This window comes from Candidatus Methanodesulfokora washburnensis (genome assembly GCF_003947435.1).
GTDB lineage: Archaea > Korarchaeota > Korarchaeia > Korarchaeales > Korarchaeaceae > Methanodesulfokora > Methanodesulfokora washburnensis.
In genome coordinates, this window is sequence record NZ_RCOS01000008.1 from 1 (window position 1) to 11,045 (window position 11,045).

Genomic DNA, 11,045 nt, shown 5'->3' on the forward strand with positions numbered 1-11,045 from the left:
ATAAATGCTCGTAGAGCGCGCAGAGTTGGATAAGTTTCGGCTGAGGCTATAAAGGCATTTACCTCGGCATTAGATGGAACATTCACCTCGAACATATTCAGGTAAAGGCCGGGTTCAAGATAAAATCTATTCGCCTATCATCACCTCCTTTTCCTAGAATTTTGTTCATTCTTTCCCTACCTAATATACTAGAGCATCTCATCATTATTTAAGATTTAACATTGTTGTTCTGATGCTCTTTATTTCTTCCTTTTATTAGAAATAATCGAGTTCCCTAGTAGCATATATAAGTCTCTTTTTAACATAGTTCAATTTATCTTCATCAAAATTTATATTGTTTTCGACTCTCGATAGAATATGAATGCAAAGACAAGGAAACCGGTTAAAAGCACAGAGAAAGTAAGGTTTGAGGATCTGGATATTGTCTATGTAATCCCTTTCGACTTAGGAGCTCCTGTTAAGGCAAAGGATCTCGGAGAGTGGTTTTCTAAGAGGAAACTGGTTGAGGGGATCTGGATTCCTCCTTCTGATGGTTATGAGCCTACATCTGAATTTATCTATCGCAAGGCGAAGGAGCTTGGGATCAAGAATGCGGAGAAGATTAGCGCAGAGGAGTTAATGAAGAATAAGAAACTTGAAGAGGAAATTAATAGAGAACATATGATGTTTAAAGGAATAATTTCGAAAGATATTTTATCATGTAATCCTGTATACTTAAAATCGAACCGATATGTAAGGCTGAAATTAACCGACCTGCATGTGAGCATCAAGGACAAGGAGCTCAGATATCTTGGAGAGCTGAAATGCGAACTGTACCTCCTCCTACACAATGCTGGAGTTGGTGTTTTAACAGCGTGGATCCACTTGGATGGCGGTTTTTCGACGGACGATGTGATAGAGATCGAGAGAAAGCTAGATAATGCAAAGTGCATGATTAAGCTTCCGTTCGGGAAAACCGAAGAGGGAACGCTCCGTGAATTCATTGATATGAACGTGATTTCGCCTCTACAGGCCGCTATTGCATTCAGTAGCGAATATAAAGGCTTTGATGCAGCTTACAATGCGTGAAAAGAGGGAAATATCTCTGATGATAGGCTCAAGAAAAAGCTTAGGCTCCCATACAGTATTATTTACACAGTTGTGTGCATCAGAGGGCACAAGTGTCAGGATGGATGTGTGACTGCTGAAGATGCCGTTGAGAGGCATTTAAGGGAGATAGTCGGAATTCTTACACGGTATGAAAACTGGAGATATTATCGGATGGACTCTGCCGAGAAGGATCTAGGAGAAAACCTATCCTCTGATGTAGATTATGCCATGTTTGTAACTATTGGTACATCCCTTTTCATGGGCTCTACTTTATTAGATAAAAGGCTAAAATCTGAGAAGAAGAATAAAGAGATTGCATATCGATCAGCAGAGTTCATTCTTGTGCACTCAGTGGAATTTTTGTTGCTGTCGGACATGATTCTGGATGTGTATACCTCAGTCTACAGAAATAAATTTGAGGAGCTAAGGGAGAGGAGAAGAAGAGAGGAAACTGTGAGACCCAGCGAGATAGCGGAGATAAGGAAGGATTTGATGTATGGGCTGGAGGAGTACAATAGTATCTCACTTTTTTCAATGGATCCAGATAGAAGTATCATGGAATACGGGAAAAAAGAATTAAGGCTTTTAGATAAAGTTGATGCACTTAAATCTGGGTTACAGGAGCTAGATGACATGGCTAGAACTTTCTATGAGGAGAATCTCTCCAGAACGCAGGTTATATTGACAGTTTTATTTGGAATGTTCGGAGTATTTCAGGCATTGGAATTTCTCGAACCTAAGATTGGACTGTTTAATGCTATCGTCACAGCGTTTGCTATTTTCCTACCATATCCCATCTACAAGCTTCTGTCATACCTTCATGGGAGATGGTGACGGAAAACTAGGTGATCAAGCTGGGTTTTTATTCGGATTCATAATTGACAAGTGATACCGGTTTTAAGAGAAGCTTTTCGGCAAATTACTGAGACCTTATTATGCTCTCATACTCCTGCTTTGTCAGGTACTTCCCTCCCACTGTTATGAACCTCTTAGGCTTCACTGCCTTCTCATACTTCCTTATGTTATCAAGCTCCAAAACCAGAAATGTCACATCCCTGCCTGAGCCTCCCTTTTTCCTGTCCTTTAAGGGCCTTGAGTAGCTCCTAGCTTCCTCCCTTGTTATGAAAACCCTCTCTCCATATTTCCTGTATATATCGTCGAGCTTCATCATCTCGATCCTTTTTATTGTGGCCTCTCCCACAATGCCCCTTACCTCGTGAGATGAGTAGAAAAGGACCTTTTGCCCCGGCTTAAGTTGTTTGAAGCATGTTGGATGCTTTATGAACACATCTTTGCCTGTAAATATCCTCTGCAACAGGTTGGAGGGCACAGGATATATTACACCTATGATCTCGCTCAATATAGCACCCTGATTTTTATGGAGAGAAAAAATAAATAATTTATGTCCGAGTTTAGGGAGAATTCCCTGTGAAGGCCTTTTCGTAAAAGTTGAAAGAAAAATTTATATAGAGTACATCAATATAATTTCCAGATGGAACTCATTCTAAAGGACTTTCTGAAGAGATTTTTCCCAAATATAGATAAAAGTTCTTCAATGTTTGCTAAATTACCTTCATTAAGAATTTTCTATGGGAATAGGGTCTGTACTAAAAAGTTCTTGAGAATTAAAGATGGGTGTTGATTATGGTTTATACCAGTCTTTATCGTGTTGAAGAGGATTGTAAAAAAGGTATATTTAAGAACGAGGCCGAGCTTCGTCAAGCGTTTGTAGAGGCTTTAAAGACGGAGCTTGAGGAGTCTTTCTGCAAAGATATACTAGCAATAGCCAGAAATTATATCATTCCACGATTAGATGAGATGATTGGAAAGGGTAAACCGGATGTAAGAATATTCAACATAGTTATAGAAGTGGAGCCTCCTAACAAACCTCTAGATAAGGGAAGAAAGCAATTGCATGATTATATGAACAGCTTAAGATCCGAAACAGACATAGCGATTCATGGGCTAGTGACAAATGGTATTGAAGCAGAGTATTGGTTGCTAGATAATAATGAACTTAAGTGCAAACAACGAGGATCAATGGCTCAGGTAGTTGGAGATACATTCCTTAGGCTATGTTCTGAAAAAATGGTAGTAGTAAAACCAGAAGATATAACTGATATCTTCGGGGTGTAGACTATGTCTAAGCTGTCGTATCAGGTAATAAAGCATCTTTATAATTCCTTGCACTGGTATAACTCAAAAGGGAGAGGAACTTCAGTAGCTCAGTCAGTTCGCAGTCTATTTGGATTGTGGAAGAATCTTCATGCCCTCTCTATTAATATATCTGAGGAAGGTTGGAAAAGCCTTGAGAAGTTAGCCAAGAGTATAGAGGTAAGAGTCACTACTGGTAAAAAAGAGGACAGAGAACTCTTCTTATTTGCCCTAGAGACTTATCTGCACATACTCATCAGGGCAATAGTGCTCTCAAAATTGGGGAAGGCTGAAAAAGATGTCTTAAATTATGTAAACTCTATTAAAAGAATGAGAAATATTTTTGATGAATCTGTCTTTGAATGGGTTTATGAGGCTATTAAAGATCAAGACATGGAAGAACAATTAAGGAGAGAATTAATTGATGGTATAAATATACTACTTGAGATTATCTATAACTTGAACCTTGGATATATATCATTCGATATGTTCAGAGAGATTTACCAAAATATACTACCACGTGAGCTGAGAAGAAGTCTAGGAGAATTCTATACTAGTGAAGATCTGATAAAGGAGGTTCTTGAAGCCATAGGCTTAACTAATAATAGTAGCGCGATTCAGGAGCTTTATGAAGACTGGAAGAGGAGAAGAAACGGGAGACTGATACTTGATCCGGCCTGTGGCACAGGCTCGTTCTTAGTGCAGGTGATTAGGAAAATATTTAACTCTTTCGGTGGTAAAGTACCTCCAGATATAGCTAAATTTGTAGAAAGCATTATCATCGGGGTAGATATAAATCCATTCGCGGTAGAAATGGCAAAACTTAACATAATAATGACTATAGCTGATGAGATGGGAAAAAGAGGAATGACCTACAGCCCTGAAGAAATTAGAGTATACTGGGCTGACAGCTTAGCAAGAGTAAGTAATAAGAATGAGATGTTCTATAACACCTTAAAAGTGGATATTCCAGCTCTCAGTCAAATAATAGAAGATAGCGTTATAGAGATGCCAAACATTCCAATTCTAGGAGCACGGATTATAGATATATTTAAAAGGAGTATCTCCGAAGGTAAGAATTTTGAAGATTTTGTAAACAAAGTACTATTTTTTGTGGAGAAAACCGAGATGGCTAAATATAAGGATTTTCTTATAAAAGACTTAGCTAGGCTTTACAAGAAGTTAGATAAGATATACAGAGGCTGCGATGGTAGGACGATCAGGCTTATCGAGAATACCTTCATAGTTCAAAGCTTAACTGGAAGATGTGCTTTTGTTGTAGGAAATCCGCCATGGGTAAGAATACGCAGGCAAGCAGGACATATTAGAAAATTCCTTGGAGAAAATTACGAGTGGTTAAAAAGAGGTTCATCATATGATCCTGAATTTAAAAAGACAAAAGTTCCATTTAAGGAACAGTTTGACTATTCTGTAGCATTCCTCGAGAGAGGACTTGAGTTCCTAGAAGAAGGTGGTATGCTTGGATACGTAATAACCTCTAAGATAGCTCGTTCTACTTATGCAGGAAAGATGAGAGAGGATCTTGTCGTGGAGAAGATGAAGGGAGATAAAATAACAGGGTACACAATTCTCGAAATAAGAGACTATAGCCTGCATCCTAGGCTACTCTTCCAAGATGCAGTAAATTATCCCATGATAATATCAGTTAAGAAACAGGTTCCTACAGGAGATCATAAAGTCAAAATAATGGTTTCTAACACAGCTGGTGAGAAAAAAGAGTTTGAGATAGAGCAGAAAAAATTGCCATTAGACCCAAATAAGCCGAGATCACCGTGGATTTTAGCGCCAGAGCTCATTGCAGGTATTTTAAGAAGAATTACAAAAGCTAGTGTAAGGTTAGGAGATATATACGAGGTCAAAATGGGGGTAAAAACCTCCGCAGATTATCTATATATTGGCAAAGTAATGTGTAGCGAGGTTGTGGGTGGCGATGGCACTCTTTTACTTGAGCTTAAAGACGGATCAAAGCAAGTCGAGATCGGCTTGTTACATCCAGTTGTTAGAGGAGAGAACTTAGATCCCTATTACTACAGCTGGGAGGAATTCATGATATTTCCTCACGACGTTGAAACTTTAGAGCCTCTGTGGAATCAGGATCAAAGGAAAATCCTGAACGTATTAGGTCTGCTCAGTAGTAATGTACATATAGAGCCAAGCGGTGGAACTCTGAAATATATTATCAAAGTTGCTCAAATCGGGAAGAATTGTCCTCAGATAGCTAGTTCCATGCTTCAATCTATTTTACAAAGAGTAGAACGAGAAGGATACAGGGTCACTCCTACCACACCATGTAGTCTCCATTCCTGCTGGGAGATCTCTAAAGACAAGGCAAAGCTATTAAATGTGAACGTTGAGATTACTTCTGGTGAAAAGAAGATCAAAGAAAGAAATATATGCGAAATAACTTTTGTCTTTCATGTCACTGGGCTTAGAATACCAGATGCCCCATATGCGACAGAGCATTTTACTAGAAATCTCGAGAAACTGATTAAACGTGACGACTACAGAAACACAATGCCTCCATGGGCCATATTCAGGGTCTCCAAGGATAAGTTTGAAGAGTATCGCATAGCTTGGCAAGAGATTGCTACTCATATAGAGGCTGCTCATCTTCCTGTGAAAACACGTGTGAAGATTTGCGGAAAAGAGTATGAAAAGCTGTTAATTCCTCCGACAACTGTGTACTTTGTTGTTGAAAACAATAGTGCAAGGGCTCTTAAGTTGCTCATGTACCTTAACAGTGAATTAGCTGGGAATTTAATTAAGTTGTGGGGATGGTCCGCAAGGGGAGGGTTCTATAGGCATAATGCATATATAATGGGACATTTACCAATTCCACAATCATTGTTTGAAATATGGAGCATAGCTGATGAGGAACTAAAGGAATTTGGACAAGAAAATATAAGAGATCTCAATGGAATTGCAAAGAAGATCATAGAAAATAACTATGAGAATTTGATAAGGGAAATTAAAGAAGTCCTGAATATAAGTGATAGTGATTATAATGAATTTATGGAATATGGTAGATGGTTAAATGAGTATGCACAGCAACCGGCTACAGCAGCTGAGGAGATGGAGGAGGAAGAATAATAATCTTCTGTTGTTAGTACACGCACAACTTTAATGTATCTATTTTTCTTTCATACCTGCCTCTCAGATATCTGGAATTATTATTCTTAATGATATATTAAGTGATTTGAACAACTTCACCTCTTCTTTTAGCCACATTGAAGATGCCTTTAACCCTACTTACTCGATGGCAGTTCTAGGATTCCAGTATGCTTGTCCAATTTCCTCACAGCCCAAATGAAATCCTTCATCTTGGCTATGAATTCGCCTTTAAGCCTGTCGAGATCTATCTCCCTATTCGCTGGATGGTCTCTACTGAATCTCATCTCCTCCTCTATCCTATGGGCCAATATATGGATTTCCCCGTCCAATTTCTGAATTTCGTACTTAAACTTAGCTGGTATCTCGATACATTCAGGGCCTAATGCCCTCAGAAGTTCCCCACCCTGCTCTTCGGAAAGTTTGGTGACGTGCCTCGGGCATATATTCTTTAGAAAGCTAAACTTCGTTGAAGCACCCCTTATCATCGATATTGCCTTCCACTTAACCCTCACTTGAGCAGAAAAACGTCCACCCCAAGCGTCTGGCTCGATGTTCAGTTCACCGTGCGCTCTCGGCAGTGAAAGGTCCGAAAAGTACATCTGTATTGATATTATATAGGAAGAGAATATCACCTCTCTTTACATCCCTAATCCTGTCCCAAAGCTTCTTAGTATCACCAAAAAGAGCCCTCTGAAAACACTCACTCTCGGTCTTATTTGTGCAGACAAACTTCCAGTACATTGTTCCCCTCAGAAACATAGCAGCCTAGTGTATAAAAGCTTTTGCTTGACCTAAGTGAGTCCTGTCAAAGCATACCCTCTGAGACCGATGTTATATATGCAAAAGCCTTGCCGCACACGAGGACACGATCATTTCAATGTTTGCTAGATAGGAAGATTGCTATCGGATAAAGGTCGGTCTACACTTGTGCATCGACAGTTTGAGGGACGCTTTCACCATATGCCGTAAGTATTCCCACAAACATCTTCATCTTTTTCCCCTTATAAGTTCCATAGTATTTATTTTCGTAGATTCTCCTTAGTTTATAGCGTCTTTCAGCCTCTTCCAAGACCTGTCCTGCGAGGAAAGTGTTAAACTCTCCAGCTGCCACCACATAAAAAAGTATCTACTCCTTTTTCTAGGGATTCCTTAATGAACTTCATATGAGCTTCTAACCCAAAATCCCTAAAGGTTTCTATTTTAGCGATGGGGACAACAGCAGCCTTTATATATTTGCCGATATATGTAGGATCAACTTTTTCCTCCGGTTCTTTTACGGCAAGTCTATAGACCTTCGACTCGAATTCCTTAGTCTCCCTGTGAACATCAGGCTTTGGGTCAGTGGGGTAAAGTGAGCTCAGCTTTTTGTACTCTGATAGCAAAATCCTTGTCAAACGTCCCTCTTTATTTATCTCCTCCGTCTCCTCCACTAGATCCTTTATTTGGTTTATATCATCTGCTGTAATGTTAATAAAATAATTAAGTGCATTAGTATCCACAGCAAGGATATCTTTAGAAATTACATAGTCGATGGCTTTCATGAGACCTTGATGTACATACCTTCGGGCTGTGGGAATAAGGGCTTTCGGGACATACTCCCTTATAGCTAGTGCAAAATTCCTAGATTGATTTCTGTGATCCTTCATTTTTATAACAAGGACATTATCTCTGAGATCGCTCTCTATGGAGTCAGCATCGGTCCATTTTACTTTGATTCTATAGGTGAAAATTTCTCCGGACTCCTTATTAAATTTTTCTACATGCCTATTTATATTATACTCTATATTCTTTGATATATCTTCTCTCATGACTTTTTGATATGTAAGCGAGTAGTTTACTAAATAGTATACCCCATTTTTCAACTTTTCCAGGATAAAGGATAAATAAGAGGAATATAATAAACGCGAAAATTCCCAGAATTCCAAATATAGGAAAGATTTCTTGGTATAGTAAATAAGTTAATAGTTGATATATATCAGAAAGCACTTATCAACCCCCCAGCTTTTTCGATGCACTTCACGCTATCACAAATTATCAGGATGTTCCCATTTTTCCTCAAAATGGCTCCAAGATTCTCCTTGGTAATTGTTTTCCCGCATATAGCACATTTTATCTCTCCTTTCTCAACTTTTTCAGCTAGATTGAGCTTGCTCAGCATCTTTTCCACTTCTCTTTCGTGAAAAACTACCAATGTGTAATACTCCTTCATCGCTTTACCATCTTATTTGGGTCTTTGCTTAATAAAGTTTCATTAGATCTACATTTAACTTTTATATTGTAAAGCGGAGCACTTCTTTCTTCAGCCGATGTTATCAACATGATTAATGAGGATCTAAGAGTTAATGGACGAATTTGACGAAGAAAAAGTTGAGAGAAAAATGGGGGGACTAGAAGCCAATTCTCAGAAGCAGCAAAGAGACAGGTCAAGTAATTCTGATGGCCTACTGCATGATAGAAGGAACAACTAACAAGTGAGAGAATGAAAACGGTCGAGAGATAAAAATCAGCAGCAAATCCTATTGAAATTGCCAATAGATCGGCTGTGGAGCTTAGATAAACAGGGTTATGATGAGACTTAAATGAGATATTTTCGCTTCAGGGCTTATCAACCAAAGCTCGAGATGCACCCATGTCTCTCATTAAAGCATGACTATCTTGAAACTTACCTGAGGGCAACACTTTGTAGGGAACATCCCCCAAACACTTCATACTTCCCATCAAGGTAAAAATGGACTAAGGAGAGCCTTCTTTCGGGCTAGAAGGGATCTCCGCTGCTTGGTATCAGGGGAGATATTTCATGAAAACTGATTGGAGACAAAAGCTGCTAAACCCTTCTTCAGTACAAGAAGTCCCTGTATGGATGGTTGATGAAGTCCTTGTAATCTTTCAAAAACTCGAATGCCCTCTCACCGAGCCAGTAAAACCTGTTGTACCTCTCAGGATGTCCAACAACCCACTTGTAGTATGCCATTTTCCTCATCTTCTGGGATAAACTGCTCTCCTTTATTTTGAACCTCTCCTTTACCTCCCTCCTGCTCACAGCGTGCTCCCTATCGAATGCCCCTCTCTCCAAGAGGAACTGTAATATCCTCCATTCTATGGCCTTATCCATTGTGATCAAGCAAATGTACACATTGTGTTTTATTTACTTTTTGACGGTGAGTTTTCGGCCTCGTTTCCTTACTTCGGCCATCTTTCCGCTACAATCCGTTAGATAGCTGAGAAAAGAGGCTATACTACCTCCCCTGCCTGAATATAGGTTTATAAAGAAGACGTGGAAGATAAGGAGACTGATGGCTGGAGGGAGATCCAAGAAAAAGGAGGATAGCTGGCTGGAGAGAAACTGGTGGGCAGTAGCGGCCCTGATCTTCTTCTTAGTGCCCTGTATAGCCTTTCCTCCGCTCTTATTCGGCTTCCTCTTCCTCTTGATTTATGTGGGCATTATCATCGGGTTGCTCGCTTTTTTCCTGAGCCTCACGTACATAGGTGCGAAGATCGATGAAATGCGGGATAAGGGCAGTACTGTCCCCGCTATCCCCTACTCGGGATTCCATGAGAGGAGGCCGAGGCGCTCCGAGAGGGCTGTTTTGGAGGACACTAAAATAATGATAAGGAAGATAGATAGAAAGAGGGGGATAAAAAAGGAGGCATACATGAGGAAGAGAAGGATAGAGGTCACCAGGGAGGTAAACGACCTGGATATTTTGACTGAGCCTGAGAAGGACAAGCTAGACTTCTCTGACCTCTGGAGGCCGTCTAGGCACAAAAAGGATGAGGAAGGCTGATTATACTGGATGTTAGATATTTTTAATAAAAATAAGCTGTCTTAAAATGTACCCGAGATCTCTGGCATTTAGGATCTTTATCTCTCCATCAAGGCTCTTTCACCACTTTTATCTCCCTTATCCTGTTGAAATGCCTGAACCTCATCACCTCGTGTTGCCCGTCCTCAAGGGAAACCAGCATCTCGCATTCCTCGTCGTACCTCGGATGGCTACTGCGTCCCACGCTCTCCATCTCCTCTTCCCAAAGCTCAAACCCGTACTCCCTGCCCAGCTAGGAGGCTCGCTATAACGGGGATGGGTGCCCTGACTATCACGATATCAGGCCTAACCTCCCTAATTATATCCAGGAGCTCCTTTCCTGTTTCTATGGGGTTCCTGTACTCCAAGAGCACGAAGTTCCCAAGTATCCTCCTGAGCTCCTTTCCCTCTGCTGGAAGGATCTCATGCCCTGAGGCCCAGAGGACAACTGGAATCCTCCTTCCCACATCCATAGCCTCACGCTCCCACTATTCTCTTGTAGCTGATAGTTAAGAGGTTATCTCGAGGGACTGCTCTGTTTCCTTGCAAGGGTACCTTTAATAAACAATCTAATCTGTCCAGTTGCGCGCGGACATCGTTGCAAAAAGAAAGTTCTCTTTAAAAATTTGATTTAGTATTCAAGTTATCAGATTCTTTCACACAGGTGTTCCAGTTCCTCCATAACTCCTCACAATGCACTCCCATATTTCCCTTTAATTAGCCAAAGCTTGAGATGCACTCCTGCCTGAATTCGCATTTCCTGCACTTCCAGCTTGCAGGCATTTTCGGGGCTTTATTCTCCCTTACAGCCTCCCTGAATTTCTCAAGTGTTGTTCTTGCATTTTCCTCATCCGCAGCCTCTATCCA

Annotated in this window: 13 protein-coding genes; 5 read left to right on the forward strand and 8 right to left on the reverse strand. The window is 40.3% G+C overall.

Annotation, left to right across the window (positions count from 1 at the left end; genetic code table 11):
* Positions 1-357: 357 nt before the first annotated feature.
* Both D6D85_RS00365 and D6D85_RS00370 read left to right on the forward strand, forming a co-directional pair.
* On the forward strand, positions 358-1,068 hold the full coding sequence (locus tag D6D85_RS00365) for a hypothetical protein (protein WP_125670053.1): 711 nt from the start codon (positions 358-360) through the stop codon (positions 1,066-1,068).
* Between the two features lie 108 nt (positions 1,069-1,176).
* On the forward strand, positions 1,177-1,923 hold the full coding sequence (locus D6D85_RS00370; RefSeq protein ID WP_125670054.1) for a hypothetical protein: 747 nt from the start codon (positions 1,177-1,179) through the stop codon (positions 1,921-1,923).
* Positions 1,924-2,008: 85 nt separating this feature from the next.
* On the opposite strand, the gene D6D85_RS00375 is transcribed toward D6D85_RS00370, so the two are convergent.
* Positions 2,009-2,449 (reverse strand): DUF365 domain-containing protein, encoded by a 441-nt coding sequence (locus tag D6D85_RS00375; RefSeq protein ID WP_161969597.1) that lies wholly within the window; start codon positions 2,447-2,449, stop codon positions 2,009-2,011.
* Positions 2,450-2,733: 284 nt separating this feature from the next.
* On the opposite strand from D6D85_RS00375, the gene D6D85_RS00380 reads away from it, so the two are divergent.
* Together D6D85_RS00380 and D6D85_RS00385 are read left to right on the forward strand one after the other, a co-directional pair.
* Positions 2,734-3,225, forward strand: a complete 492-nt coding sequence (locus D6D85_RS00380; protein ID WP_125670056.1) for a hypothetical protein — start codon at positions 2,734-2,736, stop codon at positions 3,223-3,225.
* Between the two features lie 3 nt (positions 3,226-3,228).
* Positions 3,229-6,354 carry an Eco57I restriction-modification methylase domain-containing protein gene (locus tag D6D85_RS00385; protein WP_125670057.1) on the forward strand — a complete coding sequence of 1,042 codons (3,126 nt, stop codon included), beginning with the start codon at positions 3,229-3,231 and terminating at the stop codon, positions 6,352-6,354.
* Between the two features lie 155 nt (positions 6,355-6,509).
* Here the strand turns inward: D6D85_RS00385 and D6D85_RS00390 are convergent, their stop codons facing one another.
* The 5 genes from D6D85_RS00390 to D6D85_RS00415 all read right to left on the reverse strand — a co-directional run bounded on the left by D6D85_RS00390 (position 6,510) and on the right by D6D85_RS00415 (position 9,487).
* The gene (locus D6D85_RS00390; protein ID WP_202617254.1) at positions 6,510-7,007 is read right to left on the reverse strand and encodes a hypothetical protein; all 498 of its coding nucleotides are present in this window, start codon (positions 7,005-7,007) and stop codon (positions 6,510-6,512) included.
* A gap of 287 nt (positions 7,008-7,294) precedes the next feature.
* Positions 7,295-7,486: a hypothetical protein gene (locus D6D85_RS00400; RefSeq protein ID WP_125670060.1), complete on the reverse strand. Its 192-nt coding sequence runs from the start codon at positions 7,484-7,486 to the stop codon at positions 7,295-7,297.
* Complete coding sequence (locus tag D6D85_RS00405) at positions 7,467-8,237, reverse strand: hypothetical protein (RefSeq protein WP_125670061.1); 771 nt, start codon at positions 8,235-8,237, stop codon at positions 7,467-7,469. Before D6D85_RS00405 ends, D6D85_RS00400 begins: the two co-directional genes overlap by 20 nt.
* A 113-nt stretch (positions 8,238-8,350) precedes the next feature.
* A complete protein-coding gene (locus D6D85_RS00410) occupies positions 8,351-8,584 on the reverse strand; it encodes a hypothetical protein (RefSeq protein ID WP_125670062.1) in 234 nt (77 codons plus the stop codon).
* Positions 8,585-9,211: 627 nt separating this feature from the next.
* On the reverse strand, positions 9,212-9,487 hold the full coding sequence (locus tag D6D85_RS00415) for a hypothetical protein (RefSeq protein ID WP_125670063.1): 276 nt from the start codon (positions 9,485-9,487) through the stop codon (positions 9,212-9,214).
* Between the two features lie 181 nt (positions 9,488-9,668).
* On the opposite strand from D6D85_RS00415, the gene D6D85_RS00420 reads away from it, so the two are divergent.
* On the forward strand, positions 9,669-10,160 hold the full coding sequence (locus D6D85_RS00420; RefSeq protein ID WP_125670064.1) for a hypothetical protein: 492 nt from the start codon (positions 9,669-9,671) through the stop codon (positions 10,158-10,160).
* Between the two features lie 88 nt (positions 10,161-10,248).
* Here the strand turns inward: D6D85_RS00420 and D6D85_RS15905 are convergent, their stop codons facing one another.
* Positions 10,249-10,392: a hypothetical protein gene (locus D6D85_RS15905; protein ID WP_161969599.1), complete on the reverse strand. Its 144-nt coding sequence runs from the start codon at positions 10,390-10,392 to the stop codon at positions 10,249-10,251.
* Between the two features lie 16 nt (positions 10,393-10,408).
* The gene (locus D6D85_RS00425) at positions 10,409-10,651 is read right to left on the reverse strand and encodes a hypothetical protein (protein WP_125670065.1); all 243 of its coding nucleotides are present in this window, start codon (positions 10,649-10,651) and stop codon (positions 10,409-10,411) included.
* Between the last annotated feature and the right edge of the window lie 394 nt (positions 10,652-11,045).

Coding starts and splice junctions, on each gene's coding strand:
- D6D85_RS15905 (WP_161969599.1), bottom strand. CDS start 10,392: ATGGAGAGCGTGGGACGCAGTAGCCATCCGAGGTACGACGAGGAATGC.
- D6D85_RS00425 (WP_125670065.1), bottom strand. CDS start 10,651: ATGGATGTGGGAAGGAGGATTCCAGTTGTCCTCTGGGCCTCAGGGCAT.
- D6D85_RS00380 (WP_125670056.1), top strand. CDS start 2,734: ATGGTTTATACCAGTCTTTATCGTGTTGAAGAGGATTGTAAAAAAGGT.
- D6D85_RS00415 (WP_125670063.1), bottom strand. CDS start 9,487: ATGGATAAGGCCATAGAATGGAGGATATTACAGTTCCTCTTGGAGAGA.
- D6D85_RS00365 (WP_125670053.1), top strand. CDS start 358: ATGAATGCAAAGACAAGGAAACCGGTTAAAAGCACAGAGAAAGTAAGG.
- D6D85_RS00410 (WP_125670062.1), bottom strand. CDS start 8,584: ATGAAGGAGTATTACACATTGGTAGTTTTTCACGAAAGAGAAGTGGAA.
- D6D85_RS00385 (WP_125670057.1), top strand. CDS start 3,229: ATGTCTAAGCTGTCGTATCAGGTAATAAAGCATCTTTATAATTCCTTG.
- D6D85_RS00420 (WP_125670064.1), top strand. CDS start 9,669: ATGGCTGGAGGGAGATCCAAGAAAAAGGAGGATAGCTGGCTGGAGAGA.